The organism is Candidatus Binataceae bacterium, assembly GCA_036495685.1.
GTDB lineage: Bacteria > Desulfobacterota > Binatia > Binatales > Binataceae > JAFAHS01.
In genome coordinates this window covers 75,768-102,339 of sequence record DASXMJ010000023.1, presented here as the reverse complement: position 1 = coordinate 102,339, position 26,572 = coordinate 75,768, and the positions used below count along the sequence as shown (strand labels likewise).

The window sequence follows — 26,572 nt, the reverse complement described above, 5'->3', positions numbered from 1 at the left end:
AAATTTCTTATGCGATCTACGCTTAAATGGCCGAGCGGCGGAAATTGAATCTCTTCGCTCGACTGCGGCAGCGGCTTTCCGATGCCGCGGTCCGAGTTCTGACCAAGCCGCTCAAGAGCTACGAGCTCCATTCGCCCAACGACATGGCGAGCCTCAAACGCCATATCCGCAAAGGCGACGTGGTTTTGGTCGAGGGCAACGAACGGATTAGCGAATGCATCAAGTATCTGACCCAAAGCTCGTGGTCGCATTCGGCGCTGTTCGTCGGCGACGAGCCGCTGCGGCGGGACCCGCACAAGCGCGGCGAGCTGGTCGCGGAATTTGGTGAAGAGGAGACTTTCTTAGTCGTCGAGGCGCTGGTGGACCGCGGCGTGGTCCTCTCGCCGTTGACCAAGTATCGGGATTTCAACATCCGTATCTGCCGCCCGTATAATCTCTCGACGGCTGACTTGGCGGAGGTATTGGACGAGGCGCTGCGCAGCGTCGGCGCCAACTACGACGTCAAGAATGTGGTCGATCTGGGCCGCTACTTTCTGCCGGTCAGTCTCATTCCCCGTCGCTTTCGCCGCACCGCTTTGCAGTTTGGCAGTGGAGAACCGACCCGGGTGATCTGCTCCAGCTTGCTCGCTTCGTGCTTCAACCGGGTGCGCTTTCCAATCGTGCCGCGCTACGAGCAATTACCCGATGATCCCATTCCGACCTCGCGCCTCGCGTTGTGGCCGCGGCGGTCTACCAAGCCGCCGGGAATCTGGCGGCAGGTTTCCCCGACGCTCATAACGCCGCGAGATTTCGATCTCTCTCCCTACTTCGAAATCGTCAAGTTTAATATTATCGAGAGCATGCGGTTCGACTATCGGAAGATTCGATGGGCGGACGACGCGCCGTTGGCACAAATCAAGAAAGGCGCATAGCCGCATCAATCTGAGCACGGAGCAGACGACTTGAGCGACGAACAGAATCACGATGGCGGCCGGCGCGAGGTCCTGGAAAAGACCATTGCGAAGATTCTCCATCGCCACTGCAACTTCGGCTGGGCGAACTACTACATCCCGAGCGAGAAATTTCCCACCCTAATCGACGAGCTGGTGGAATTGCTGAGTCCCGGTGGCGAGATCGGCCACGAGGAACTGGTCCAGTTCTTCCTGGGTACGCAGCGGACCGCGTCGGTGCAGGATCGCATCGCGAAGTTCGCCGAGAGTTATATCGTATACAAACGCGGCTGAGGTCCGGTCCTCGCCGGTCGCCACACACGCGGGGGGAGTCGCCGAACCGCGCTCAGCAGGTCGATTCCGATTCTCGACAGGAGTGTTCCCATGGAAGCGATCGAGGCCATCAAAAGCAGACGAGTGCAGCGCGGATTTTCCACGCGCGACGTTGAAAGCGACAAACTCGAGCACATCGTCGATGCAGGCCGGCATGCGATGAGCGCACGCAACCTGCAGCCCTGGCAATTCATCGTGGTGCGCGATCGGGCGTGCCTCAAGAAGATGGGCGAGCTTTGCTCGACCGGACGTTTTGTCTCCGACGCGCCCGCCGCGATCGTCGTGCTAAAGAACACCGAGAACGCGCGGTGGGCCGATGTCGACTGCGCGCAGGCGGTGCAGAACATGGCGGTGGCGGGTTGGGCGTTGGGACTCGGTACCTGCTGGGTCGGCAATTTTGACAACCTCAAAATCTGCGAGATGCTCGGCGCTCCCGCGCCGTGGGCAATCTTCACCATTTTGCCCTTCGGTTATTCGGACCCAAAACGGCCTCCCGAGTCGCGTCCGCTGCGCCCGAAAAAAGAGATGGTTCATTACGAGCGTTACGGGAACCCGAGCGCATAGTTGGGGGCGCAACGACCTGCGAGCAGGCATTTTGAGCGGAAATTCTGCCCGGCCCTGTTCCCGGGTTTTTTGGCACCCTTCTCTGAAAGAGGCAGTCAAGTCTCCCGTCTCATCTGATGTACTTACTTGTATGTATTTTTCTTCCGCGCCGTTTCGGCGCGGCGCGGTTTGTCCTTATCCTTCCTCCACAAGGGTCCCACGTTTGTAAGTAGTTTTTTCTTTTCGGCGCCTCTTGGCGCGGGTTAAGATCCAGATCATCCTTCTCTTCGTGGCCCTGCCACACGTGGTAACTGATTCGATCCTCGGCTCCTTATCCTGCTAGCGAGCCCCGAAGGCTAGGGTGCGACGAAGGCAGCCGAGGAAGTGTTTAACGCTCGATTCGGACCGGTTACTGGCCGGCTCTGATAGGGGCGATTTTCTTTGAGCACATGCCACACCACCTCCAGCAGTCGGCGCGCGGTCGCGATGATCGCGCTTTGGGCTGGTTTGTGCGCGCGGCGCTTGGCGAAGTGCGCCCGGAAGTAAGGATCGAGTCTGACCGCCACCCAGGCCGCTTCCACCAGCGCCCAGCGCAGCCACTTGTTGCTCTGCGGCATCAGCTTGCCGTGGAAAGTGTGCCCGCCGGAGGAATGGGTGGTCGGCACCAGTCCGGCGTAGGCGGCGAGTTTGGCGGGAGTCTCAAAGCGCTCAATCCGGTCGATCTCCAACGCCACCACGGTCGCTAGAAGTTCGCCGAGCCCCGGAATGGTACGCAATGCTCCCACCCGCTGATCGCTCTGGGTCGCTTGGTGCAGCCACTTTTCGGTCGCGCGCACTTCCTCCGTGAGGGTCTCGAGCAACTCGAGATCCTGGCGCAAGAGCTCCTGTGTCGCGCCTTCGAGCTTAAGCTTACTCAAGTAGTCCCGTCCGCGCTTGCCGAAAATATCGCTCACCGCCGGCAGCGGCACATGCTGGCGTGCGAGCAGCGCCTGGACGCGGTTCTTCACCATCGTCCGCATCCGCACCAGGAACACCCGTTGGCGCACCAGCTCGCGCAGCCGTCGGGTCTCCACTCCTGGTACATAGGCGCGCGGGATCAGATTGACCCGCAGCAGCTGCGCCAGGGTGTGCGCATCGATCGAATCGGTCTTGACCTGGGCCGCCGCGATCGCGCGGACTCGATATGGATGCGCCAGCTCGACCTCGGCCACGTTCTCGATTGCGTCCAGCCAGTCGTACATCACGCCCCAGTTCCAGCCCGCTTCAACCACCGCCCGACACGGCTCCGCCAACTTACCGAAAAACCCCCGCAGGCTGGCTAAGTCGTTCGCCAGTCGTGCCGTGACTCGGGTTCGCCCCTGCTCGTCGATGACGTGCACCTGCGAGTATCGTTTGTGGTAATCTATTCCGGCGTACAACATTGGGGTCGTTCCTCCTCTTCGTAAATGGTGAATTCGTCAACCACTCACCATTCTACAACGGAGCTCGACCCCTCTTTCATGTTACCTGCTAGGATTGTCGCGCGGAGCTTATGGAGGAATTTAGGCCAATGCCGATCAAGCAATTCCGGCCGACTGAGGCGTTCGAGGCTTTGAAGCAAAACCCTGACGCGGTTTACCTTGACGTTCGCACAGAGCGCGAATTCGCCCAAGGTCACGCCGCGGGTGCGATCAACATCCCGGTGGTATTCATCAAGGGGCCGGGACAGATGCAGGCGAATCCGGACTTTGTCGAGGTCGTCGGGAAAGTTCTCCCGAAAAGTCGGAAGCTGGTGGTAGGCTGCCAGGCAGGCGGGCGCTCGATGCGAGCGTGCGAGATGCTCGAAGAAGCCGGATACACCGATTTGACCAACGTGGCGGGCGGATTCGGCGGCCAGCGCGATCAATCCGGCAACCTGGTCGTCGCCGGATGGCACGAGAGCGGACTGCCGGTGTCGACCGATCTGGGTGATGCCAGCTACGAGGCGCAACGCAAAAAAGCTGGGCTCTGATGGCGATTCGGCTCACACATATCTACACGCGCACTGGAGACAAGGGCACGACCGCTCTGGTAGGGGGAGCCCGGGTCGCGAAGGAAAGCGGCCGTATCGAAAGCTATGGGACGATCGACGAGCTCAATTCCGTCATCGGCATCGTCAGGACCTACTTGCCGAAATATATCTTCAAATTCGGAAACGAAGGCGAATGGTATTTCGAGTGCCTGCGACGCATCCAGAACGAGCTGTTCGATGTTGGCAGCGAACTGGCGACTCCCGCCGACGGCGAATACGAAGGGATGCACAAGATGAGCGCGGCGGAAGTAGCCAAGCTCGAGGAAGAGATGGACAAGATGGAGGAAGAGCTCGAATCGCTCAAATCCTTCACCTTGCCCGGCGGTGGCGAACTGAATGCATTTCTGCATCTGGCCCGCACCGTGTGCCGGCGCGCGGAGCGTCAGCTATGGCGCCTCAAGCGCGAGGAACCCGTCAACGAGCACCTCATCATTTACGTCAACCGCCTCAGCGACCACCTGTTCGTGCAATCCCGCTGGGTCGCGAAGCGGCTTGGCGAGCCCGAGTTTCTGTGGGATCGCGGATTGCGCCTCGACGCTCCGGAAATCAAGGCGGCGCGGCGCAGGGCCGCGGCCCGGCAATTGGCGACACGCCGCAGGGCAAAATCCTGAACGGGGAGAGCTCGCACCATGGCGGATGAACCACGGCTCTACTTGCGCCAGGCACAGATCGGCCCGATGGCCAACTACGTCTACATTCTGGGTGACCCAGTTTCGCATAAAGTAGCGGTAGTCGACCCCGCCTGGGACACCAACGCGATCTGCGATTTCGTGGAGAAGGAAGGCTACGAAATCGACAAGATTCTGATCACTCACTACCACCAGGACCACCTGGGCGGGCATATGATGGGGCAAAGTATCGAGGGCTCTGCGGAGATGCTCAAGCGCGTCAAGGCCAAAGTGTACGTCAACAAGCACGAGGCAGAGGGCACTAAGCGAGTTGCGGGACTATCCGACTCCGACCTGGTCAAGATGGACGCCGGCGACGTGATCAAGGTGGGGGATATCGACGTCAAGTTTCTCCATACGCCCGGGCATACACCGGGGTCGCAGTGTTTCCTGGCAGCCGGAAACCTTATCGCGGGCGATACGCTCTTCATCAACTCATGCGGGCGGGTCGACTTGCCGGGATCGGATCCGGAAGCGATGTACTACAGCTTGAACCGGACCCTGAAAAGCCTTGATGATTCGACGGTAGTGTATCCCGGCCACGCCTATTCCAACGAGTCGAGCTCGACCATCGGCAAGCAGAAGCGGACCAATATGTATCTCCGTTTCGAGACCCTCGACGATTTTCTGGATGCGATGGGCTACGCACGCAGGTAGCCGTAAGTGCTGACCGTCCGTTCGTATGCCCCTGCCGATTTCGAAAAGGTGGTTGCGCTGTGGGAGGCGTGCGAGCTCACGCGTCCATGGAACGATCCGGCTTCTGACATCGAGTTCTGCGTAGGCTCCGAAAATTCGATATTGCTTGTGGGTGTCGCTGGTGGCGAGTCGAAGATCGTGGCGACCGCGATGGTGGGCCACGATGGTCATCGTGGATGGATCTACTATGTCGCAGTCGCCCCCAAGCATCAGGAGAAGGGAGCAGGACGCGAGATCATGGCGCATGCCGAAGGGTGGCTGGCTCAGCGAGGGGTGCCAAAAGCGATGCTGATGATTCGCGAGACCAACAAGAAAGTAATCGGCTTTTACGAGCGGCTTGGCTACGCGGTCGAACAGCGGGTAGTTATGGGGCGGTGGCTGAAGAAGCCGCACCATTGAAGAAGAAGACTCCTTCGCGCGTCCGTTGCCGACCTCAGGTACCCGTTACACGCCGCCGCCCGAGTTCTCATCCTGGTGGTGCTTGTGGACGCGCAGACCACCAAGGTCACGCCGCAGCGAGCTTTACGCTGTACCCGCATGAGCAACCCTGGCGGGCTCGATGATCGATATCAGGTAAAGTAGGCTGGACTTTTTATCATGTCCAAAGCCGATTTACAGCAACTAAACCTCAAGGCGGAGCGGCTGCGCGAGCAGATCAATCATCACAACTACCGCTACCACGTGCTCGACGATCCCGAGGTTTCCGACGCCGAGTATGACGCGATGATGCGCGAGCTCGAAGCCCTCGAGCGGGAGTATCCGGAATTGCGCACCCCGGATTCGCCGACGCAGCGGGTGGGCGCTGCGCCCAGTGAAAAATTCGGCGTGGTGGTGCATCGCAGAATGATGATGTCGCTGTCCAACGCGATGAACGCCGAAGAGATGGTCGAGTTCGACAAACGTATCAAGCGCTTTCTCAAGTCCGAGGGGGACATCGAGTACGTCGCGGAGATCAAGCTCGACGGGCTTAGCGTCGAGCTGGTTTACGAAAATGGCGCGCTCGCGGTGGCATCCACCCGCGGCGACGGCATCAACGGTGAAGACATAACCCCGAATATCAGGACCATCCGATCGGTGCCACTGCATCTGCGCAAACCCGAACGCGGATCGATTCCCAGACTGCTCGAAGTGCGCGGGGAGGTGATTTTTCCCAAGGCCGGGTTCGCCAGGCTCAACGCGGATCGCGAAAGCGCGGGCGAGCTGGTGTTTGCCAATCCGCGCAACGCGGCGGCAGGCTCGCTGCGCCAGCTCGACCCGAAAATTACCGCGTCGCGACCACTGGAGAGTTTTGTATACGCGGCGGGCGTCATCGAAGGTGCGAGTTTCGCCTCGCAATGGGAATTCCTGCAGGGAATCAAAGCGCTGGGACTTCGGATCAACCTGCTTTCGCGCTTGTGTCCCAACGTAAATGCGGTCCTCGAATACTGGAACGAGATCACCGAGAAACGCCATTCACTTGCCTACGACGCTGACGGTGTGGTCGCCAAGGTCAACTCTTTCGAGCTCCAGGAGCGCCTCGGAGAGGTATCGCGTTCGCCGCGCTGGGCGATCGCATACAAGTTCAAGGCGCAGCAGGCCCAGACCGTGGTGGAAAATATCGAGGTTCAAGTCGGCAGGATTGGCTCCCTTACTCCGGTCGCCAAGTTGCGGCCGGTGCCGTTGGCCGGGGTCACCATCTCCAACGCCTCGCTCCACAACCTGGACGAGATTAGGCGCAAGGATATTCGCGCGGGTGACACCGTTCTGATCGAACGCGCGGGCGACGTTATCCCGTACGTGGTTCGGGTCACCCAACAAGGATCTCCGCGCGCCGACGAATTTCAGATGCCGTCGCACTGCCCGGTGTGTGGAGCTGCGATCGTTCATGAACCGGGCGAAGTCGCCTATCTATGCGTCAACGCTAATTGCCCGGCGCGGATGCGCGAATCGATTCGCCATTTCGCATCCAAGAACAGCCTCGACATCGAGGGTCTCGGTGACAAGCTGGTCATGCAGCTGGTCGAGCAGGGCCTGGTCAGAGAACTCGATGACATCTACGCACTCACGACAGACCGACTCGCGAGGCTCGAGCGAATGGCGAAAAAGAGTGCACAGAACGTGTTTGATGCGATCCAGAAATCTCGCAAGACCACGCTGGATCGCGTCATCAACGGCCTCGGCATCCGGCACGTCGGCGAGCACACCGCACGCCAACTCGCGCTTCGCTTCAAGAACCTGGAGGCGCTGTCCGCCGCCAGCGAAGATGATTTGTCGGCGGTCCGTGATATCGGAGACGAAGTCGCCCGCAGCATCCGGGAATATTTCGCTGAACCACGCAATCTCAAAGCCGTGCGGCGACTGGAAGAGGAGCTGCAGATCGCGGTTCCCGCCGAACCCAGTGGACGGGGTGCGCTCCGCGAAAAGAGTTTCGTTCTCACCGGCACCCTGAACTCGCTGTCGCGCGAAGATGCCGAGGGCAAGATCATGGCGGCTGGCGGAAGGGTGACGGGATCGGTGAGTCGAAAGACCGACTTCCTGGTTGCCGGCGCGGAACCGGGCTCCAAGCTGAAAAAAGCACGCGAACTGGGCGTCCGCGTTTTGGACGAAGCCGGCCTGCTGGAGTTGTTGGGGGAGGGCTGAGGAATGGAGCCTCACCTGAGGCAGCTTCGCATGATCGTGAGCGGGCGAGTCCAAGGGGTAGGCTTTCGCTACACGGCCAGAGACGAGGCGCAAGATCTTGGACTAAAGGGATGGGTTCGCAACCGGCCGTCAGGAGAGGTTGAGATCGTGGCCGAAGGGCGGGAAGATGTACTCAAGATGCTCGCGGCGTGGGCACACCTCGGACCGCCTGCCGCTCATGTCAGCAGAGTGCACGAGGAATGGTCAGAATATAGCGGTCAATTTGCCGATTTTCGCATCAGATAAGAATGGGCCTCTTTCGCGCTTACCACACATTAGTTATACTTTAATTCTGCGTGCGTGAACGTTTGTAGCCCTTCGTCAAACCGGAGTACTTTCCAAACACGAGGGACAAGGAGATTGGACTGAGATGGCTGTACCACCTGAGGCTGCCGCGCAGACTGCCGGATCGCAGGGTCAAGCGGGATCCGCTGGCGCAGAGAAACCCCACTTAAAGCGCGATCGGGTCGTCATCCGCTTTGCCGGGGACTCGGGCGATGGGATGCAGTTAACCGGGATGCAGTTTACGGCGGAGTCGGCACTCGCCGGTAACGACATCGCGACACTGCCCGACTTTCCCGCGGAAATTCGCGCTCCGGCGGGAACTCTGGCCGGGGTCAGCGGCTTCCAGCTCAATTTTTCGAGCAACGAGATCTTCACCGCGGGCGACGAGCCCAACGTACTGGTCGCGATGAATCCGGCGGCCCTGATGGCGAACCTGGAGGACATCCCTCCCAACGCCGTGGTGATCGTCGATCGCGAAGCATTTACCGACGCCAACCTAAAGCGCGCCGGTTACAACTCAAACCCCCTGACCGATCATTCGCTGGACAAGTTCCAGGTTATCCAGGTCGACGTCACCAAGCTGACCACACTGGCGACCCATGGCATGGGCCTGAACAACCGCGCCGTGTTCCGCTGCCGCAACATGTTCGTGCTCGGTATGCTGTCGTGGCTCTATCAGCGACCAACCCAGAGCACGATTCAGTACCTGGAGACGCGTTTCAAGAAGACCCCTGACGTACTCGAGGCAAATCTGCGTACTTTCAAGGCAGGCTTCAACTACGGCGAGACGACCGAGATGTTCGCATCGTCGTACGAAGTCCCGGCCGCGAAGATCAAACCGGGCCTATATCGCAATATCACCGGTAACACCGCCACCGCGCTCGGGTTCGTCGCGGCGGCGGTCAAGGCGGGACGCCCGCTGTTTCTGGGTTCGTACCCGATTACCCCGGCCAGCGACGTGTTGCACGAACTCTCCGGTCTCAAGAATTTTCCGATTTATACTTTCCAGGCCGAAGACGAGATTGCCGGCGTATCGTCGGCGATCGGCGCGGCGTTCGGGGGTGCGATCGGGATTACCACGACCTCCGGCCCGGGCATGAATCTCAAAGAAGAGGCTATCGGCCTTGCCGTGAAGGTCGAGTTGCCGCTGGTCGTTACCGATATTCAGCGCGCGGGCCCTTCGACCGGAATGCCGACCAAGCCTGAACAGGCCGACCTGCTGATGGCGATGTACGGCCGGCACGGCGAGTCACCGATTCCGATCATCGCAGCTTGCACGCCCGCCGATTGCTTTGAATGCGCCTACGAAGCGGTGCGAATCGCGATCAAGTATATGACGCCGGTCATCCTGATGACCGACGGGCAGCTCGCGAACGGTGCGGAGCCGTGGCTGCTACCCGATATCGAGCAGTTACCACCAATCAAGGTGGAGTTCCGCACGGACCCGAACGGATTCCTGCCCTATTCGCGCGACGACGAGACGTTGGCGCGCCCCTGGGCGATTCCGGGCACTCCCGGCTTGGAGCACCGCCTGGGCGGCATTACGGGAGAAAACCTCACCGGCAACATCAGCTACTCGCCCGCCAATCACGAGCTGATGATTCGCATTCGTGCGCGCAAGGTCGCCGGCATTGCGCAGGAAATTCCGCCGACCCAGGTGTTCGGCGACCCGGACGGCGGTGACCTGGTGGTGCTCGGATGGGGTTCGACGTTCGGTCCGATTCGCGAGGCAGTCAAGCAGGTGCGCGAGAAGGGCCGTAAGGTTTCCCATATCCATCTGCGCTATCTGAATCCGCTCCCGAAGGACCTCGCGGAGCGGCTGCGCAAGTTCAAGCAGGTGATGGTTGCCGAGATGAATATGGGGCAACTACTTAAAATGATTCGCGCCGACTATCTAATCGACGCCTTTGGCTTCAACAAAATCCAGGGGCGTCCCTTCAAGGTGAGCGAACTCGTAACCCGTATCCAGCGGGCATTGGAGGGCTGAGTAGAAATGGCTACCGCGCTTAACCGCAAAGATTTTGTTTCTGACCAGGAGGTGCGCTGGTGCCCGGGATGCGGCGACTATGCGATTCTCGCGCAGGTGCAGAAGACGATGCCGGAATTTGGCATCGAGCCGCACAAGGTCGTGTTCATCTCCGGTATCGGATGCTCGAGCCGCTTCCCCTACTACATGAACACCTATGGCTTCCACACCATTCATGGCCGTGCGCCAGCGATCGCGACCGGACTCAAGGTAACGCGGCCGGACCTCGACGTGTGGGTGGTGACCGGGGATGGCGACGGGCTATCCATCGGGGGCAATCACCTGATTCACGTGCTGCGCCGCAACGTTGACCTGAAGATTCTGCTCTTCAACAACAAGATCTACGGATTGACCAAGGGCCAGTATTCGCCGACTTCAGAGGTCGGCAAGGTTACCAAGTCGACGCCTGCCGGGTCGGTGGATTTTCCGTTCAATCCCATTACGGTTGCGCTCGGGACGCATGCGACCTTTGTGGCGCGTGCGATCGACGTCGAACAAAAGCACCTGGGCGAGATGCTCAAGCGCGCGCACCAACACCGCGGCGCTTCGTTCCTTGAGATTCTGCAGAACTGCAACATCTTCAACGATGGCGCATTCAACGACGTGAGCGATAAGGGCATCAAGGCTGAGCATCAGCTGGTGCTCGAACACGGTAAGCCTCTTATCTTCGGCAAGAACCGCGATAAAGGCATCAGGATGAACGGCATGCGCCCGGAAGTCGTGGTGCTCGGGACGAACGGCGCGAGCGAAAAAGACCTGGTCGTGCACGACGAGAGCAATTTGTCGCTCGCGTTCATGCTGGGCAACTTCGAGCCGCCGATGCCCACCCCGGTGGGGGTTTTCTACGCGGTGTCACGTCCGACCTATGACGCGGCGATGAATCAGCAACTCGAGGAGTCGCAGGCCAAGCAGGGTGCCGGTAGCCTCGCGAAGCTGATGCTGAAGGGCGATACCTGGTCAGTTAGCTGACGGGCGGGCTCAATAGCGGAAAATGAACGGCCCCCGAGGGTTTCCTCGGGGGCCGTTTGGTTCCGGGCCGGTAAAATCTGTGCGCCGAGAAACCTTGCGCCGCGTCGCTTTAGAGGGCGCCTAGGTCATGGCAGCCGTAGGCTTGCATCACGTTGGTCCCCAGCACCTTTTCGCGGTCGCCGGGTTTCAGCTTGCCACCCAGTTCTTCAACTTCCTCGATGTAATCGCCGACGTGATCGGGATGCGGAAAATCGGATGCCCAGAAAAAGCGCTCGGCGCCGACCAAGTCAACCATCGCGGGTAACGCCGACTCGTCCGGATCGGCTGAAATCCAGCATTGCCGTTTGAAATAGACGCTGGGCTTTTCCTTCAGCGGCACCGTGCGGCCGATTCCGCTCGCGTAGACCGCGTCGAGCCGGTCGAGCCAGTACGCGATCCACCCAGCGCCCGCCTCCAGCAGAACCAGTTTCAATTGCGGAAATTTGTCGAGGGTTCCGTACTGGAAGAACGAGGTGAAAGCGTGGCGGATGCCGTCACCGGCGGTGACATTCAGGAAGTAGAACTGCCCGCGCAGATACTTCCAGTCGTATCTGCCGGGTTGAGCCCAGTTCGGTTCAATAGTCGGATGGATTCCCAGCGGCACGCCAAGTTCCTGGGCCCTGGCGAACAGCGCGTCGTGATCGGGATGCGCATGCGGCTTGCGCGTCATTACGAATGGCGCCACCCATCCGCCCTTGCAGCCGTCTTTCACGGCACGTTCGAGTTCGCGAGCGGCGGCCTCGGGATCGCCCAGCGACAAATGCGCGATCGGAATTAGCTTGCCACCGCTGTCCTTGCAGAAGTCCACAATCCATCGGTTGTAGGCGCGCGTTAGTGCCTGGGCGAGTTCGATGTCCTCGCACTCGGTTTCATAGAGCAGGCTCAGGGTAGGATAGATGAATGCGGCCCTGAGACCTTCCTTCTCGATTCGGGTCAGGCGCTCCTTGGGATCCATTGCGCCGAACGGAGCGTTCACGCCGTAGCCGCGAAGATTCTGCCACGGCTGCTCGCGCGTGGAGCCCATGCCGCTCAATCCCGCCAGCCGCGGGCCATAGAAAATCTTGGAGAACTTGCCGCCAATTTCAAGGTGCTCTTCGCCGCGATCGTCTTGGCGGATTCGTACAGCACCCGGCTTGTACTTTGCCTCGATATACCGGTCCCAGAGGGCGGCGTCTTCGAGAACGTGTCCATCGGCATCGACGGCCCCTTGGTATTTGAGCTTGCGAAGTTGTCCCGGCTCTCCAGCCATAAAATGATTCCTCGTGGTTGGGGCGATAAGATCCGCCCATATACTTTTTATAGTGCAGCCGGCGGATCGGACAAAATGCTAGCGCGAGTCCAAGCGCCCGGCAGCGATCTGTTCTGCGAGCAAGGGTCCTGCCATCGGTGTTGCCGGCAGCACTCCGTGAAGTGCATTTGCGTTTCAGGGGACCGGAATTTTGCATCTTGTGTGTGAATTCGGTTCCCCCAGACCTGTTCAAGAAAAGCCAACAGAAAATTGCTAAAAAGTTGTGCGCTTGAAGATGCGCTCGGGGATCATCCTGACTACTCCCATAATCGGCCGCCACAACCATGGCACGTAGACCACCTCGGCCTTGCGGCGCCAGGCGGCGATGATCTTGTCAGCGGCGGCTTCTGGAGCCATTACGAGCCGACTGTCGCGACCCCAGGTCATGCGAGTGTCGACAGTGCCGAGCTTGACTGTCAGAACCTGCACCCCGGCGCGCGCCATCCGTGCCCGCAGGCCCTGGGCGAATATCGCCAGGGCGCCTTTGGCGGAGCCGTATACGTAGTTCTTTGCGCGCCCGCGCTCGCCCGCGACCGAGCCGATCACGACGATGAAGCCGCTGCGCTGCTGCTCCAGGTGGCGGGCGGCGAGTGTCAACAGGCTCACGGCGCCGGTGAAATTCTGGTTCACGGTTGCGACCGCTTCGTCGGGGCTGGTCTGCGCTGTCGTTTCGTCGCCCAGAGTGCCGAAGCAGAGGATAACACCATCGAGGCCGCCCAATGCTGCTAGGGTCTTTTCAAAGAACGTCGCATGAAAGTACAATTCGGCCGCGTCGAAAACCCCCGGAATCGCTGCTGCCCCGGTTCGGATGGTGATATCGGCGGCCAATCGCTCGGCCTCTACCCGGTCGCGGGCTGCGAGAAAAACCGAATTGCCCTCCGCCGCGAAGCGCATCGCGAGAGCGCGCGCGATAGGGCTGGTCGCGCCGAGGATCAGGATCTTAGACATCGCACCGTTCGGTTCGTCCGTGTGGGCAGGCGAAAGTCCTCGCGCTCCGCTGGTGAGTGCGCTGGCCTCCAAGACCGCATTGCCGCCAAAAAGATTGCGGCGGGGGCATCCGTGCCCGTGCATCGATGCGTGATGTTCTGGCGCCGTCTTGCTTTGGAAAGGGAGCCCCGAGGTCTCTGAATCGTTGTCTCTCCGGTCCCGTAGGTGGGGCGCGACCGTTTCCCCATCGGGGAGAAAGTCGTTTCGCATCCGGGCCGCCGGAGGGATCTGGCGTGCGGCGTGGTTCGAAGTGCGAGTGAAATCGACGCCGCCGAGAAAATCGCGGCACTGATCGTGACTGCATTGCCTACGGATCCCGCTTCCCGCCTGGGGACCGGGTTGGGTCGCACATTCATCGAACTACGATGGCAGCAGGCCGACCCTGCGCGCGAGGTTTGACGAGAACCGGTTGTTGGGATCGGCCGCGCGTTTGACTTGTTGCCACCGCGCGAGGTTTGGATACATTGCACTGAACATCTCCGGTTTGAGGCGCGCATCTTTGGCCAGGTACACGCGGCCGGCGCGCTTGAGGACCATGGCATCCAGTCGGTCGAGAAATTCCATCAGCCCTTTGCTCACCGGAAAATCCAACGCGAGTGTGTAGCCGGGCATCGGAAAGGAAAGCATCCCGTCCTGGGGGCCGAATTTCTTGAGTACCGTCAGGAAGGACCCGCCGCCCCATTTGCTGATCGCTTCGAGCATCTCGATCAGGCCCTCGCGGCTTTCGTTGGCTGGCCATACGCACTGGTACTGAACGAACCCGCGCTGGCCGTAGATGCGGTTCCAGTGGCGGATGAAATCGAGCGGAAAAAAAAAGCTCTGGTAGTCGAACAGGCGCGGGCCTTTGCGGTTCATCGCATAGATCGCGGCGTTGAAGGTCTTGATGCCGAGCGAGCTCAACGTGAAGTTGGGCAGATTGAAGGGCACCGTGGGAGCGAATCGGGACGGAATCCGAAGCGGCTGCTGGCGGAGCGGAGGAGCGAGCGCCTCGCGAGAGGCGACGTTGCCAAGGTTGATGACCGAGCGGCCTAGTGAGCCGCGCGTCCCGGCGCAATCGATCCAGGCGACAGAGTATCCATATTGTCGTTCGGTGCGCTCGAAGGTCTCGATGGCTTCGTCGAGGTTGGCCGCTATCGCGATTTCGCCATCGAACCACGCGCTCTCCACGCGACGCAGGCGCAGCTCGACCTCGAGGATGACGCCCGTGAGCCCCATTCCTCCCACCGTCGCCCAGAAAAGGTCAGGATTTTCCTCGCGCGAGCAGCGTTTCACTTCGCCCGATGCGAGCATCAGCTCGATACAGGTGACGTGGGTGGCCAGAGACGAATCGCGGTGGTGGCTCTTGCCGTGGATATCGGCGGCGACCGAACCGCCCAGCGTGACAAACTGGGTTCCCGGAACCACCGGCGGGAAAAAACCGCGTCGCAGGAAGACCTCGATTATTGCCGCGAGCGTTACGCCGGCCTCACATCGGAGCAACCCACTGTCGGGGTCGAATGCCAGCATGCGGTTGAGCCGCTGTACATCAACGACCCGTTGGTCGTGATTCAGGGCCGCATCGCCGTAGGCGCGACCCGCTCCACGCGCGATGAGAGAAGTCGCATTGCTGCTGACGATCGCCGCAAGCTCGGCGAGTTTTTCGGGTCGGAAAATATCACTCGCGGCACTCGGGTAGCGGCCCCATCCGGTAAGGGCGGCGCGCTTCGCGGGCGGCATCGGAGTGGTCACGGCGTAGAAGGTAACAGATCGATTACCTCTCCCGCGACGGGAAACTCGCCGCGCCCTGCTGAAGCGCGGGCGAAAGAGCCGCGCTTGCGGCTGGACTCTCCTCGGGTCCTCTCCCTGACAGCGAGAGGGCAAAGGCGCTAGGATCGGAGGATTGCGGAGGGAGACGAGTATGTCCTGGCAGCCCGAGATCGATGAAATTCGCCGCCGCGAGCAGTTAGCCAAGCAGATGGGCGGCGTCGAGAATATCAAGCGCCAGCACGATGGCGGTAAGCTGACGGTGCGCGAACGTCTCGATCGGCTGCTCGACAAAGGTTCGTTCCACGAATACGGCGCGATTGCCGGAATGACGAAATACGACGGCGACAAGCTGGTCGAGTTCCGGCCCGCGAACTTCGTGGGTGGGACTGGCCGCATTAACGGCCGACGGGTCGCGGTGGGTGGCGACGACTTCACGGTACGCGGCGGCGCCGCCGATGCCTCGATTGGCAACAAGCACAGCTATGCGGAGCTGCTCGCGCACGAACTGCACATCCCGATCATCCGGCTGGTCGACGGGACCGGGGGCGGCGGCAGCGTGAAGACCTTTGAAACCACGCGACGTACCTACGTGCCTGCAAATCCGGATTTCGACGTTCTCGTGCAGCTGATGGGCGAGGTGCCGGTGGTCGCGGGTTGCATGGGCTCGGTCGCGGGAATCGGCGCGGCGCGGGTTGCAGCGACGCATTTTGCGGTAATGGTCAAAGGTACCAGTCAGCTCTTCGTGGCGGGACCACCCGTCGTCAAATGGGGCGTGGGCGAGGACCTGACCAAGGAGGAACTCGGCGGTTCGGAGATCCATGCGCATACGAGCGGCGCAGTCGACAACGAAGCCGAGAGCGAAGAGGAGGCCTTCGAGCAGATCCGACGCTTCCTCTCTTATCTGCCGCAAAGCGTGTGGCAAATGCCGCCGCGCGTCACACCGAGTGACGACCCCCATCGCCGGGAGGAGGAACTGATTTCGCTGATTCCGCGCAACCGCCGCCACGGCTACGATGCACGGCGAATCCTTGAGCTGGTCATGGATCGCGATTCCTTTTTCGAAATGACGCCGTTTTTCGGCCCATCGTTGATAACCGGGTTCGCGCGGCTCGATGGTTACGGTGTGGCGGTGATGGCGAACGATCCCTACGCGATCGGTGGTTCGCTGGATGGACCCGCATCGGACAAGATGGCGAAGTTCCTCGACCTCTGCGACACGTTCCATCTGCCGATCGTCAATTTCGTCGATCAACCGGGCTTTCTGATCGGCCGCGAAGCGGAAAGTTCCGGAACCATCCGTCGCGGCGTGCGCGCGCTTTACGCGATGTTCCAGACCATCACGCCCAAAGTCGCGATCATGGTGCGCCGCGCCTTTGGGGTGGCGGGTGCCGGTCACGGCATTACGACTGGGCTAAACCTGCGATACGCATGGCCATCCGCGGACTGGGGCTCGCTGCCGATTGAGGGTGGAATCGAGGCGGCCTACAAACGCGATCTGGCAGCTGCGAGCGATCCCGAAAAACTCCGGCGCGAACTGGAAGAAAAATTCAATGCGATTCGTTCACCGATTCGGACTGCGGACTCATTTGGAATCGAAGAGATTATCGATCCACGCGATACCCGCCCGTTGCTCGTGGACTGGGTCCATCAGGCCTACGAGATAGTCCCCACCCAGCTGGGTCCAAGGACGCGGACAATGCGCCCCTAGCCGGGGCCATCGCCAATCTCTGCCGCTCCCGGACCGAGACCCGTGGAGGGCAATTGTTCGGCGCGCTTCTACCTTCGTTTCTGGGTGCGGCGGAGTTCTGCTGCCCTCAGGCCTGCGCGGCTTTGGTGGAGGGACGGGCGACCGCGTGTTGAGCGGCGCCATGCGGTCGCGTCAGCACCATCGCGATCAGGTACAGTACCATTCCGCCAAGCGACACCTTGATCCACGATGCCCAGCCATAGTGGGCGGCCACATATAGGGTGAGCGGTGCGGCGATAGCGGCCCATCCGCGAGCCATCATACCGAAGAACGCCCATCCGGTTGCCTGAAGCGCGGGCGACACGTCTTCGAGCGTTTCAGAGAACTGGGCTGCCCACGGCACGTAGCCTATGGCAAGGAAGCATCCAAGCGTGGTTGCGACAATGGCCATCGTGAAGCGGGGCAGGGTATGGCCGAAGGTGGGAATCCACCACACCAGGAGGGCACAAGACAGGAGTCCCCCGAAGATGGCGATGGGTTTTCGGGTCTGAAGACGATCCGAAATGAACCCGGTCACCACCAGCGCCGCCAGGTTTGCCAGCCAGAAGTGGGCATTCATGCTCGCGGCCGCAGCGGGGGTGTAGTGAAAAGCCTGGGTGAACATCAGCGGTCCGAAGGGTTGAATCGTGAAATAGAGTGTCAGATTGGCGACCACCCCTACCACCAGCAACCAGACTTCAAAATGCTTGAGCAACCGCCCGAACGCGTCGCGCGTGCTTGAGGGCAGCTCGGACGCCGCCGGGGCGCGACCCTCGGCCTGCATCGCGGCCACCTCGCTGCGGAAAATCTGGACCCGTAAGTCAGGACTCAGGTCCTTTAGGCCGAGCAGGATCGGAAGATACATCGCAATTCCGAGAAAGCCGGTGATCCAGATCTGCGATTGCCAGGTGTGGAAGATTGGCAGCGTATGGCCCGCGATGAAATTGGAGAGAAAGTTTGCCCCGACCGGGCCAATAGTCAGCAGGCCGAACGCCAGCGCGCGGCTGAGTCGCGGCGACATGTCACGGATTAGAGCCGCGCCGGCGCCGGCCATCAGGCCCCCGACGACGCTCATCAGGGTGCGAATGATTACGAAGGAGACGGCGTTGTACATGAAAAGGTTTAGGAACACGAGGACGGTCACCGCACCGAGGCAGAGATCGATGATCAGCACTCGTCCATAGCGATCGGCGAGCGGTCCGCCATAAAACGCCGAGATAGCGGAGGTCATTACCGCGAAGGTTATGAACCACCCGTAGGCGATGGTGCTCATGTGAATGTCCGGAAGCAGCAGGGAGAGCAGGGGTGCCAGCTGGAATTCGTACGCTCCCAGGATCGAGGCGAGCACGGTCAGGAGCAGGAGGCGCCAGCGATATGCGCCGCGCGGGTAAATATTGAGCGTACGAGCAGCGACAAATCCACTCATCCGGCCGTTCATCGCCAAAGCCATCACCCCATAGCCGACTTTTATATTCGGACCCACCGGTCCCCAAAAGCCCGCCCTATGCCTTCTTAGTACATCTGCGCAGCGCGCAAACTCAAGGTACAACCTCGGTGCGCAGCGTTGGCGCGCCGAGGGTCATGGTTGCTAAGAGGCGTTAGCGGGCGGTGGGAAAGGAATCGCAGAACCAATGGATTTGAAAAGCCCTGCGGTTGGCAAAGTACTGCGAGTGAACGTGGAGACGGGCGCGCAGGTCGCGCGCGGCGAGGAAATCATGGTCATCGAGTCGATGAAGGTGGAAATTCCCATCAAGGCGACTGTTGCGGGGCGGATCCGGGAAGTGCGGGTCAAGGCCGGCGATCAGGTTCAGCGCAACGTCGTGCTGGTGGTGATCGAAAACTGAAAAAGAGCTCTAACCGGCAACCCGGCGTCCGGCTGGGTTATTCGGGCGGAATCGAGCTGCTGGCTTTGCCCCATTTCTCCCAGAAAGTCACTTCCAGAGCCGCTTTGCGGGCGGGACGGTCCCACCTTCCCTTGGGATAGCCCAGCGGAATCAGGGCGACGTTCACGTATTCGCTTGGGACGCCGAGCCTCGCATTCACCTCCTCGCCGAATCGCGTGTGCAGTCCGGTAATCGACGTGCCCAGGCCATAGCCGCGCGCCGCCAGGCAGAGATTCTGGATCGCGGGAAAGATCGCGTTGACCATGGGCTGTCCGACCCGGCCCGCGTCGATGTAGCGCTTTACGCAGCAGAAGATCATGACCGGGACTTCGGCGATATGCTCGGCAAGATAGTTGGCCGAACGCAGGATGCGGCCCTGCGGACTTTGCGGATCATTCTCGGCGAGCGCCCGCGCTTTGCCGGTGAAATACATCTTCCACGCCCGCAGGTAGCGTTCGCCCACGAACGTCTTGGTATCAGCATCCCGCACGACCACGAATTTCCAGGGCTGGCGATTGCCGCCGCTTGGACCCATGGTCGCGGCCTCGATGACTTTAACGATGAGGGCGGGTGGGACCGGATCGGGCTTGAGCCGGCGCATGGAGCGCGTGGTGTAAATTGCTTCATAGAGGTCGAATTCGGGATTCTCGTACATGGGTGGGCAAGCTATCAGTTTTTCAGGCAGAGCCACCACCCGGGCACAAAGATGCGAAGCCAAATATTGTGACTTTGTGTCCCGGCGCGGTTGTGGTTAACTCTCTCGGACTTGGCGCTGCCATCCCGCGCCGAGGTCAGGAGCGACCCAGTGCCCGAGATAATTCTTCATCAGTATGCGAGCTCGCCGTTTTCCGAAAAGATCCGGAAGATTTTTGCGCATAAGAAAGTAAGCTGGCGATCGGTCGAGCAGCCGGTCATCATGCCCAAGCCCAAGCTGATTCCGTTGACCGGTGGCTATCGGCGCATTCCGGTGCTCCAAATCGGCGCCGACGTGTGGTGCGACACCGGGATTATCATCCGCAAAATCGACGAACTGTTCCCGGAGCCGACCAGCTATCCGCACGGGACGCAGGCGGCGTGTCTCATGATCAACCTGTTCGCCGATCGACGATTCTTCTTTTCCACCACCCCGGTGATCTTTGAGAAGCTGGCGCCGCTGATCGGTAAGGAGTTTCTCGACGACCGCTCCAAGATGATGCGCGGCGCCAATTTCGAAGAGCTCACGTTGCTTGCCCCCGATGCGCGCAACTATGTGCGCGCCTACCTCGACAACCTGGATCGCACGCTCGCCGACCAGCCCTTCATCCTCGGCTCGTCGTTCAGTCTCGCAGATGCCGCATGCTTCCATTGCGTGTGGTTCCTGCGGGCCGAGCCGGGTGCATTCGCGATGGCGCAGAAGTGTGCGAGCCTCATGAGGTGGTTTGAACGAATCGACGCGATGGGATACGGCGACGTTAATCCGATGGACGCGGACGAGGCACTCAAGATCGCGAAAGAGAGCACCCCGGGGACGAAACAATCCGCGGACAGCGGCGATCCCAACGAGCTCAAGCCCGGGGCGCGGGTCTCGGTGACACCGGAAGACTACGGCTTCGATCCGGTGACGGGGATGGTGGTGGCGAGTTCGGCTTACGAGATTGCGATTGAACGCGAAGATTCGCAGCTAGGCAAGATTGTGAACCACTTTCCGAAGCTGGGCTTCCGGATCGCATCCGCGTAGCAGCCAATTTCGCGGATTTCGCCGGGATCGATCGCAGCTCCCTAGGCGGCAGGAATTTGCTGTACACCCGTGTGTCCTCGGCGAAGCGTCTGGTTACAATAGGCGGGTGCTGTGTGGGTCCTGTGGCAGCGCTAACGCCGAGGGGCGTAGTTTCTGTGGCCAATGCGGGGCGGCGCTCGAAGTTGCCTGCTCCGTATGCGGCGCCAGCAACCGCGCCGATGAGAAGTTCTGCGGTAGATGCGGTAAGTCGCTTTCCGCGCGCTCCAATTCGTCGTTAGGCTCTGGGGTGGGTACCGCGGGCCCACCCTCCGCCGCGGCCCAGCCCCAGGTGGAGTCGATCGCCGGCGGGCGCTATCGCGTGCGTCGGATCCTGGGCGAGGGCGGCAGCAAGGTCGTCTACCTCGCCCACGACGAGACCTTGGATCGCGATGTGGCGGTTGCCTTGTTTCGGGTCGAGGGGCTGGACGACGCGGGCCGCGCGCGAGTTCTGCGCGAGGCACGCGCGATGGGCCGCCTCGGCGACCACCCGCATATCGTCGGCATCTACGACATCGGCGAAGCGGAGCAGGGCCGCCCCTACATCGTCAGCCAATATGTGCCTGGGGGTTCGCTCAGCGATTTGCTGCGCCACGCACCCGGTCATCGTTTGCCGGTCACCGATACCATTCGAATCGCCGAACAGCTGTGTCTTGGAGTTGAATATGCGCATTCGCTCGGCATCGTCCATCGCGACATCAAGCCCGCCAATGTGTTTCTTTCCGGCGACGGTACGCCGCTGCTCGGTGATTTCGGCCTTGCGATTGCACCCGATCAATCGCGCATTACGTCGCATGGGATGATGGTCGGGACGGCTGCCTATATGTCGCCTGAGCAGGCGGTGGGGCGCGCGCTCGAGCCGCGAAGCGATCTCTATTCACTGGGCGCGCTGATCTACGAATTGCTCACCGGTCGTCCGCCGTTCATCGGCGACGATCTGATGGCCATTATCTCGCAGCACGTCAACGCGGTACCGGAAGTGCCCTCAAAGCATGCTCCGGGCATCTCGCCGGCGCTTGATGCTCTGGTGCTGAAACTGCTCGCGAAGACCCCGGCGGAGCGGCCCCTGAGTGCAGCGATGGTCCGAGAGACGCTGCACACCATCGCCGGCTCCTCGCGTGGGGCGATGGACCAGATGGCATCGACCGTGATGGTGGAGCGGCCGAATCTGAGCGGCCACGCGGCTCCTGATGGAACCGTGAGCATCATGTTTTCGGACATCGAGAACTCCACCCTGATCATCGAGAAGCTCGGCGATCTGCGCGCGCAGGAGGTCTTTCAAATCCACAATCGTGCGGTTCGCGAGCAGGTCGCCAAGGAGGGCGGCTACGAAGTTAAAACCATGGGTGATGGTTTCATGGTTGCGTTTTCGAGTGCGCGCCGCGCGTTGCTGTGCGCGGTGGAGATCCAGCGATGGCTGGCAACGTACTCGAAGCAGCATCCCGAGGCACCCCTGCGGGTGCGCATCGGTCTCAACACCGGCGAGGCGATCCGCGAGGCGGGTGACTTTTTCGGAAAAACGGTGGTCCTGGCGGCGCGAATCGGCGCCGCCGCCAGCGGTGCACAGATCCTAGTGTCGGCGACCTTCAAGGCGATGACCGAGAGCGCCGGCGATATTCGCTTTGATGGTGGTCGGGATCTGAACCTCAAGGGACTTAGCGGTTCGCATCGCGTTTTCGCGGTGCTGTGGGCGGCGGCTTCTGAGCAGCCCAGTAAAGTTATCGAGTTGCCGTCCGACACCGCGACGGGTCCCCGGCGTGAGCCCCCTCCGATTCCCCGGGCCGCGCCTGAAGCTCGTGGGAGAGAGCGAGGTCTCGAGCGGGAGCAATTCGTTTTCGGCGAAGCTCGCGAGCCTTCACCCCGTGACGATGGTCGCCGTAGCACGCGGGGTCTGTGTCGCCGCCGTGGGAGATTGCGGATAGGCTTGGTCGTTGTGTTGCTGCTCGCGCTTTCCTCCGGAATTGACCGCTGGAAGCGTTACCGAGAAGAAAATGCGACGCAGCCAACCGTGGCGCCGGTCCAGGCGAGCAAGGCGATTCCGCCGCGGCCGCCCGAGAGCATGCCCGAATCCAGAGGCCCAGCCGAACCTGCACCGCCAATGGTGGTGAAACCGAACACGCCAAAACATGGGAAAATGGCATCGACTGAAAGACGCAATGAGCCGGCGCCATCGCTCCCGCGATCGAAAACGACGATCATTTCCTCGGAGGCTGCTTCCGGGGATGAGGAGTCCGCGACTGAAAGCGCGCCATCCACTGGCCCAGCTCCATCACAATGCGTGCCGACGCCTCACCGCTACAACATTGAGGTGAGTGCGGTAAGCGAGAAGAGCGAAGCGGACGCGATGGTCGGGCGCATCGCGGGGCTCGGGTACAAAGCGTGCGAGAAAACCAGAACTATAAACGGAGAGACGCAGTATGCGGTGCGAATCGGCCCTTATAATACCGCGGATGAGGCTGCGGCCGCCCAAGAGAAACTGCACGAGCAGTACAAAGCGGCTTACTCGGAGCCGTAGTTTTTATGGCTACTCTGCGCTTTTGAGTGGGCCGCCGTGACGACGTCACGCTGGAGATTCGGGCATCGGACTTCGCCGGTTCAGATGGCCCAGACGTACGTGTTCTCCACACGCCGCGCGGCACCCGCGGGAAGAACGCGAGTGGGAGGCGTGCCGCCGAATACGATCAAGGAATCGAAAACGTTGTTGGGTCTGAGGTGGATATGGTAGGGACCGGTGCGTTGAGGAGATCTCGATGAGTGATTTAATTGCCGAAAAAAAGGGACATGTCGCGGTCCTTAGACTGAATCGTCCCGATCGAATGAATGCGATCAGCGTGGAGATGCTTACCGCGCTGGGTCTGAGGCTGACTGAGTACGACCGCGATAGCGACGTGCGCGCGATTGTTCTGACTGGCGAGGGCCGCGGATTCTGTTCCGGGCTGGATCTCAAAGACACTGCTGCCGGTAGCGGTATCGGCGGCACGCTCGGTAGTGGCGGGGTCTCACATCTGAGCACGCTGGAAATTCCGACCGTGACGCTTCATCGCATCGACACTCCGGTCATCTGCGCGATTAACGGTCCGGCGGCCGGTTACGGGTTCGATTTGGCGCTCGGTTGCGACCTGCGCCTGATGAGCGATCGCGCGAAACTCGCGCCGGCATTCGCCAAGCGCGGCATCGTGCCGGAGAGTGGCGGCACCTGGTATTTGCCACGGCTGGTGGGATGGGCACGGGCGTGCGAGATCGGTTTCATTGCTGACGACATTACCCCGCAGCGTGCGGTCGAATTGGGGCTGGTAAACCAGATCGTCACGCACGACGACCTGATGGCGGAATCGATGCGCTGGGCAGAAAAGATAGCGGCGAACGCCCCGCTCGGGATCAGGGCGATGAAGCGGCTGTTCCGCCACGGCCTAAGCGAAGACTTCGAGTCGCATACCCATCACGTCTTGACCCAACTGCTGATCCTGTTTCGATCGAATGATTTCAAGGAAGGGTTGCAGTCTTTCCTGGAGCGGCGCGCGCCCGACTTCAAGGGGAATTGAGATCCCGTTCGAAGTCCCCAGAATTCTCTTCTCATTCATCGCTGAGGGCGGCGCAAAAGCTCTGCCGTCAGGGGGTCGGCAAAAGCGGTGGAACCGGATGCCGCGGATTCAGAAGCACGTTCCGTTCGAAGTCACGGCGCCTGCATGAAGGCGATGGACACGCCCTCGATCGGATCGACGATGCGGGCAATCAGGCCGCCCTGGACGGCCGGTTTTGGTTCGGTAGCCGCAAGCCCGTTTTCCCGCACCACCGCGACCGCCCGTGCGATGTCACTGCACATGAACGCGAGCCCCCAGCATCCAGTGCGATCACGAGTTGGCCCTACGACCTCGATGACGGTCCGCTCGAGTTTGAAGAACGCCTGGCGCGTGCCGCCGCCGACCTCACGGATGCGCTTGCAAGGAATTCCGAGGGCTTCGTGGGTCGCGATCGCGTCGTCGAGCGCTGGCGCCATCACCACGATGTGCTCAAGAAATTCCACCGTGTTCGGATTGCTTCCGAAGGTCTCGCGGTGCCTCTGGCAACGCGCGCTCTGATCGGCAGTGACTTCGAGCGCGGCGGTAAAGACGCCGCTGAGCTCCTGCGGAAGTGCACGCGCTTCCACTCCGGGCAGCTGGATGGGCATGTTCGAATGCCGCTCGCCCCGAGCAACTCCCCAGGTCCATCCGATGATTCCGCCCCCACGCGAGGCCGCCTCGCCGACCGCGGCCGCTAGCGGGGTAGCGTTGACACCGGCAGGCTCGCACAAGTCGATCTCGATCGCTCCCGCAGCCAGTCCCACGAAGCGGACTCTCCCGAGCTCAGTTTCATTCGGCGCGATGGCAAAGCCAGCGCGTGCCCATTGCCGGCGAGACTCCGCGATGGAAGGGGTCGCGATTAGTACGCGCTCGATGCAGGTGATGCGCAATTTCTGTGGAGCTCCAGAGCCAGACTAGACCGAAACGCAGGTGCGGGTCACCATTTGGTTCCCCTTGCGGGAATCGCTGGTTCCCCGCATTATTCGCAGCGGTCGAACAACATCGAGAGGACCTGAAGTTACGGTGATGAAGATTCCGTGGGAGGGTATTCAGAACGAGGCGCTCGATATCCTGCGCGCGCTTGTCCGGCTGGACACCAGCAATCCGCCTGGCAACGAGCGCGTCGCAGCCGATCTGATCGCGAGCTCCCTCGGCGTCCACGGAATAGCATCGGTAATTCGAGAGAGCGCGCCGACCCGCGCGAACCTGGTCGCGCGATTGGCGGGCGCGGAGGCTGCCCGCTCGGCCCTCATGCTTTCCTCGCACACCGACGTGGTTCCGGTCGAACCATCGGGATGGACCCGCGAACCGTTCGGCGCGGAGACGCACCAGGGATGCATCTGGGGTCGCGGCACTATCGACATGAAATCGAAGGGTGCGATGGACCTGGTCCTGGTAAGCGCGTTGAAGCGTGCGGGTGCGGTTCCGAATCGCGACATTATTCTTGCGGCCGTCGCAGATGAAGAGGCAGGGTCGGACCTGGGCGCCAAATTCCTGGTCGAGCGGCATCCGGAACTGGTGCGCGCCGGATGGGTGCTTAATGAAGTCGGAGGATTTACCCTGCACGTTGGCCGGCGGCGCTTGTATCCGATCCAGGTGGCAGAGAAGGGCTTCGTCACGGTCAAGATGACGGTCACGGCGCCACCCGGACACGGTTCGATGCCGCGCAAGGAGACCGCGATCGCAAAAATTTCCGCGCTAATCACGAAGATCGTAAACACACCGATGCGCCGCAACATCACGCCGTTAATGAAGCGAACGTTAGCGGATCTCGGCCTACCCGAAGACGATCCCGGGCCGCTATTGCGCCCGATGCTTTCCAATACCGTTTCGCCCACAATCTTACGCGCGGGCTACAAGGACAACGTTATTCCCGGTGAAGCCTCGGTGGTGCTCGATGGCCGCACGCTTCCGGGCGAAGATCCCGAAAGCTTCATGGCGGAGCTGCGCAAGATCGTCGGCCCGGAGCCCAAGTTTGAACTGGTCAAAACCGCGCCTCCCGCGGAAACGAGCCCCGACACGGAACTTTTCGAGCTAATCCGTCAGCACGTAGAAGCGGCGGACCCCGGTGCGCGCGCGATCCCGTGGATGACGCCCGGTGCCACCGACAACAAATTTTACGCGCGCCTTGGGTCGCAGTGTTACGGATTCAGTCCCGTCAAGCTTCATTCGCACACGCCGTTTGGGTCGTTGTTCCACGGCAACGACGAGCGGTTGCCGATCGATGGATTTTTCTGGGGTTTGAAGGTCTATGCCGAAGTTGTGCTGGAGTTTGTGGGGTTGAAGTTCAGCGACATCTTCAGTTGAAAAAGAGAGTCGCCGTCCGGTGAATCCTCCCACCCGCCCCGCCCATTGGAGATGCGACGCGCTACTTCTCCCACCTTGAGCAGGACTTGATTAATCGACAACCCGCCAGGAAAGGTATCGGCGAAG

At 60.9% G+C, this 26,572-nt stretch carries 24 protein-coding genes; 17 read left to right on the top strand and 7 right to left on the bottom strand.

The window, feature by feature from the left end; all coding sequences use genetic code 11:
* Positions 1 to 26 precede the first annotated feature (26 nt).
* From VGI36_02720 to VGI36_02710, 3 genes are all read left to right on the top strand, one after another.
* Positions 27 to 911: a YiiX/YebB-like N1pC/P60 family cysteine hydrolase gene (locus VGI36_02720; protein ID HEY2484029.1), complete on the top strand. Its 885-nt coding sequence runs from the start codon at positions 27 to 29 to the stop codon at positions 909 to 911.
* 30 nt (positions 912 to 941) lie between these two features.
* On the top strand, positions 942 to 1,223 hold the full coding sequence (locus tag VGI36_02715; protein ID HEY2484028.1) for a hypothetical protein: 282 nt from the start codon (positions 942 to 944) through the stop codon (positions 1,221 to 1,223).
* A gap of 90 nt (positions 1,224 to 1,313) precedes the next feature.
* Positions 1,314 to 1,826: a nitroreductase family protein gene (locus tag VGI36_02710; GenBank protein HEY2484027.1), complete on the top strand. Its 513-nt coding sequence runs from the start codon at positions 1,314 to 1,316 to the stop codon at positions 1,824 to 1,826.
* 335 nt (positions 1,827 to 2,161) lie between these two features.
* Here the strand turns inward: VGI36_02710 and VGI36_02705 are convergent, their stop codons facing one another.
* Positions 2,162 to 3,226, bottom strand: a complete 1,065-nt coding sequence (locus tag VGI36_02705; GenBank protein ID HEY2484026.1) for an IS110 family transposase — start codon at positions 3,224 to 3,226, stop codon at positions 2,162 to 2,164.
* A gap of 128 nt (positions 3,227 to 3,354) precedes the next feature.
* Here VGI36_02705 and VGI36_02700 point away from each other — a divergent pair, with 128 nt between their 5' ends.
* From VGI36_02700 to VGI36_02665, 8 genes are all read left to right on the top strand, one after another.
* Positions 3,355 to 3,795, top strand: coding sequence for a rhodanese-like domain-containing protein (locus VGI36_02700; protein ID HEY2484025.1), 441 nt, complete (start codon positions 3,355 to 3,357; stop codon positions 3,793 to 3,795).
* Complete coding sequence (locus VGI36_02695; GenBank protein ID HEY2484024.1) at positions 3,795 to 4,466, top strand: cob(I)yrinic acid a,c-diamide adenosyltransferase; 672 nt, start codon at positions 3,795 to 3,797, stop codon at positions 4,464 to 4,466. Before VGI36_02700 ends, VGI36_02695 begins: the two co-directional genes overlap by 1 nt.
* A gap of 18 nt (positions 4,467 to 4,484) precedes the next feature.
* Positions 4,485 to 5,180 (top strand): MBL fold metallo-hydrolase, encoded by a 696-nt coding sequence (locus VGI36_02690; GenBank protein HEY2484023.1) that lies wholly within the window; start codon positions 4,485 to 4,487, stop codon positions 5,178 to 5,180.
* A 6-nt stretch (positions 5,181 to 5,186) separates the two neighbouring features.
* Positions 5,187 to 5,618, top strand: a complete 432-nt coding sequence (locus VGI36_02685) for a GNAT family acetyltransferase (GenBank protein ID HEY2484022.1) — start codon at positions 5,187 to 5,189, stop codon at positions 5,616 to 5,618.
* A 198-nt stretch (positions 5,619 to 5,816) separates the two neighbouring features.
* Entirely contained in the window at positions 5,817 to 7,838 is a 2,022-nt protein-coding gene (gene ligA / locus VGI36_02680) for an NAD-dependent DNA ligase LigA (protein ID HEY2484021.1), read from the top strand.
* Between the two features lie 3 nt (positions 7,839 to 7,841).
* Positions 7,842 to 8,123 carry an acylphosphatase gene (locus tag VGI36_02675; GenBank protein ID HEY2484020.1) on the top strand — a complete coding sequence of 94 codons (282 nt, stop codon included), beginning with the start codon at positions 7,842 to 7,844 and terminating at the stop codon, positions 8,121 to 8,123.
* A gap of 124 nt (positions 8,124 to 8,247) precedes the next feature.
* Positions 8,248 to 10,149, top strand: coding sequence for a 2-oxoacid:acceptor oxidoreductase subunit alpha (locus VGI36_02670; GenBank protein ID HEY2484019.1), 1,902 nt, complete (start codon positions 8,248 to 8,250; stop codon positions 10,147 to 10,149).
* Positions 10,150 to 10,155: 6 nt separating this feature from the next.
* Positions 10,156 to 11,157, top strand: a complete 1,002-nt coding sequence (locus tag VGI36_02665) for a 2-oxoacid:ferredoxin oxidoreductase subunit beta (GenBank protein HEY2484018.1) — start codon at positions 10,156 to 10,158, stop codon at positions 11,155 to 11,157.
* A 109-nt stretch (positions 11,158 to 11,266) separates the two neighbouring features.
* Here the strand turns inward: VGI36_02665 and VGI36_02660 are convergent, their stop codons facing one another.
* The 3 genes from VGI36_02660 to VGI36_02650 form a co-directional block, all read right to left on the bottom strand.
* Positions 11,267 to 12,445 (bottom strand): amidohydrolase family protein, encoded by a 1,179-nt coding sequence (locus VGI36_02660; GenBank protein HEY2484017.1) that lies wholly within the window; start codon positions 12,443 to 12,445, stop codon positions 11,267 to 11,269.
* Between the two features lie 252 nt (positions 12,446 to 12,697).
* Positions 12,698 to 13,432, bottom strand: coding sequence for an SDR family oxidoreductase (locus VGI36_02655; GenBank protein ID HEY2484016.1), 735 nt, complete (start codon positions 13,430 to 13,432; stop codon positions 12,698 to 12,700).
* 399 nt (positions 13,433 to 13,831) lie between these two features.
* Positions 13,832 to 15,187, bottom strand: a complete 1,356-nt coding sequence (locus tag VGI36_02650; GenBank protein HEY2484015.1) for an FAD-binding oxidoreductase — start codon at positions 15,185 to 15,187, stop codon at positions 13,832 to 13,834.
* A 181-nt stretch (positions 15,188 to 15,368) separates the two neighbouring features.
* Here VGI36_02650 and VGI36_02645 point away from each other — a divergent pair, with 181 nt between their 5' ends.
* Positions 15,369 to 16,925 (top strand): carboxyl transferase domain-containing protein, encoded by a 1,557-nt coding sequence (locus VGI36_02645; protein ID HEY2484014.1) that lies wholly within the window; start codon positions 15,369 to 15,371, stop codon positions 16,923 to 16,925.
* A 106-nt stretch (positions 16,926 to 17,031) separates the two neighbouring features.
* Here VGI36_02645 and VGI36_02640 read toward each other — a convergent pair whose 3' ends face one another.
* Positions 17,032 to 18,426 carry an MFS transporter gene (locus tag VGI36_02640; protein HEY2484013.1) on the bottom strand — a complete coding sequence of 465 codons (1,395 nt, stop codon included), beginning with the start codon at positions 18,424 to 18,426 and terminating at the stop codon, positions 17,032 to 17,034.
* A gap of 148 nt (positions 18,427 to 18,574) precedes the next feature.
* On the opposite strand from VGI36_02640, the gene VGI36_02635 reads away from it, so the two are divergent.
* Positions 18,575 to 18,787, top strand: coding sequence for an acetyl-CoA carboxylase biotin carboxyl carrier protein subunit (locus VGI36_02635; GenBank protein ID HEY2484012.1), 213 nt, complete (start codon positions 18,575 to 18,577; stop codon positions 18,785 to 18,787).
* Positions 18,788 to 18,824: 37 nt separating this feature from the next.
* Here the strand turns inward: VGI36_02635 and VGI36_02630 are convergent, their stop codons facing one another.
* The gene (locus VGI36_02630) at positions 18,825 to 19,517 is read right to left on the bottom strand and encodes a nitroreductase family protein (protein ID HEY2484011.1); all 693 of its coding nucleotides are present in this window, start codon (positions 19,515 to 19,517) and stop codon (positions 18,825 to 18,827) included.
* 114 nt (positions 19,518 to 19,631) lie between these two features.
* Here VGI36_02630 and VGI36_02625 point away from each other — a divergent pair, with 114 nt between their 5' ends.
* From VGI36_02625 to VGI36_02615, 3 genes are all read left to right on the top strand, one after another.
* The gene (locus tag VGI36_02625; protein HEY2484010.1) at positions 19,632 to 20,543 is read left to right on the top strand and encodes a glutathione S-transferase family protein; all 912 of its coding nucleotides are present in this window, start codon (positions 19,632 to 19,634) and stop codon (positions 20,541 to 20,543) included.
* 286 nt (positions 20,544 to 20,829) lie between these two features.
* Positions 20,830 to 23,094, top strand: a complete 2,265-nt coding sequence (locus VGI36_02620) for a protein kinase (GenBank protein HEY2484009.1) — start codon at positions 20,830 to 20,832, stop codon at positions 23,092 to 23,094.
* A 235-nt stretch (positions 23,095 to 23,329) separates the two neighbouring features.
* Complete coding sequence (locus VGI36_02615; GenBank protein HEY2484008.1) at positions 23,330 to 24,121, top strand: enoyl-CoA hydratase-related protein; 792 nt, start codon at positions 23,330 to 23,332, stop codon at positions 24,119 to 24,121.
* Positions 24,122 to 24,252: 131 nt separating this feature from the next.
* Here VGI36_02615 and VGI36_02610 read toward each other — a convergent pair whose 3' ends face one another.
* On the bottom strand, positions 24,253 to 25,029 hold the full coding sequence (locus tag VGI36_02610) for a hypothetical protein (protein ID HEY2484007.1): 777 nt from the start codon (positions 25,027 to 25,029) through the stop codon (positions 24,253 to 24,255).
* Between the two features lie 136 nt (positions 25,030 to 25,165).
* Here VGI36_02610 and VGI36_02605 point away from each other — a divergent pair, with 136 nt between their 5' ends.
* Positions 25,166 to 26,446, top strand: a complete 1,281-nt coding sequence (locus VGI36_02605; GenBank protein HEY2484006.1) for a M20/M25/M40 family metallo-hydrolase — start codon at positions 25,166 to 25,168, stop codon at positions 26,444 to 26,446.
* The last annotated feature ends 126 nt before the right edge of the window (positions 26,447 to 26,572 follow it).

Excerpts from the sequence above, each read along its gene's own strand:
- VGI36_02655 (HEY2484016.1), bottom strand. The coding sequence starts at position 13,432 with ATGTCTAAGATCCTGATCCTCGGCGCGACCAGCCCTATCGCGCGCGCT.
- VGI36_02650 (HEY2484015.1), bottom strand. The coding sequence starts at position 15,187 with ATGCCGCCCGCGAAGCGCGCCGCCCTTACCGGATGGGGCCGCTACCCG.
- VGI36_02635 (HEY2484012.1), top strand. The coding sequence starts at position 18,575 with ATGGATTTGAAAAGCCCTGCGGTTGGCAAAGTACTGCGAGTGAACGTG.
- ligA (HEY2484021.1), top strand. The coding sequence starts at position 5,817 with ATGTCCAAAGCCGATTTACAGCAACTAAACCTCAAGGCGGAGCGGCTG.
- VGI36_02720 (HEY2484029.1), top strand. The coding sequence starts at position 27 with ATGGCCGAGCGGCGGAAATTGAATCTCTTCGCTCGACTGCGGCAGCGG.
- VGI36_02615 (HEY2484008.1), top strand. The coding sequence starts at position 23,330 with ATGAGTGATTTAATTGCCGAAAAAAAGGGACATGTCGCGGTCCTTAGA.
- VGI36_02675 (HEY2484020.1), top strand. The coding sequence starts at position 7,842 with ATGGAGCCTCACCTGAGGCAGCTTCGCATGATCGTGAGCGGGCGAGTC.
- VGI36_02705 (HEY2484026.1), bottom strand. The coding sequence starts at position 3,226 with ATGTTGTACGCCGGAATAGATTACCACAAACGATACTCGCAGGTGCAC.
- VGI36_02645 (HEY2484014.1), top strand. The coding sequence starts at position 15,369 with ATGTCCTGGCAGCCCGAGATCGATGAAATTCGCCGCCGCGAGCAGTTA.
- VGI36_02690 (HEY2484023.1), top strand. The coding sequence starts at position 4,485 with ATGGCGGATGAACCACGGCTCTACTTGCGCCAGGCACAGATCGGCCCG.
- VGI36_02695 (HEY2484024.1), top strand. The coding sequence starts at position 3,795 with ATGGCGATTCGGCTCACACATATCTACACGCGCACTGGAGACAAGGGC.
- VGI36_02605 (HEY2484006.1), top strand. The coding sequence starts at position 25,166 with ATGAAGATTCCGTGGGAGGGTATTCAGAACGAGGCGCTCGATATCCTG.
- VGI36_02700 (HEY2484025.1), top strand. The coding sequence starts at position 3,355 with ATGCCGATCAAGCAATTCCGGCCGACTGAGGCGTTCGAGGCTTTGAAG.
- VGI36_02660 (HEY2484017.1), bottom strand. The coding sequence starts at position 12,445 with ATGGCTGGAGAGCCGGGACAACTTCGCAAGCTCAAATACCAAGGGGCC.
- VGI36_02665 (HEY2484018.1), top strand. The coding sequence starts at position 10,156 with ATGGCTACCGCGCTTAACCGCAAAGATTTTGTTTCTGACCAGGAGGTG.
- VGI36_02670 (HEY2484019.1), top strand. The coding sequence starts at position 8,248 with ATGGCTGTACCACCTGAGGCTGCCGCGCAGACTGCCGGATCGCAGGGT.
- VGI36_02710 (HEY2484027.1), top strand. The coding sequence starts at position 1,314 with ATGGAAGCGATCGAGGCCATCAAAAGCAGACGAGTGCAGCGCGGATTT.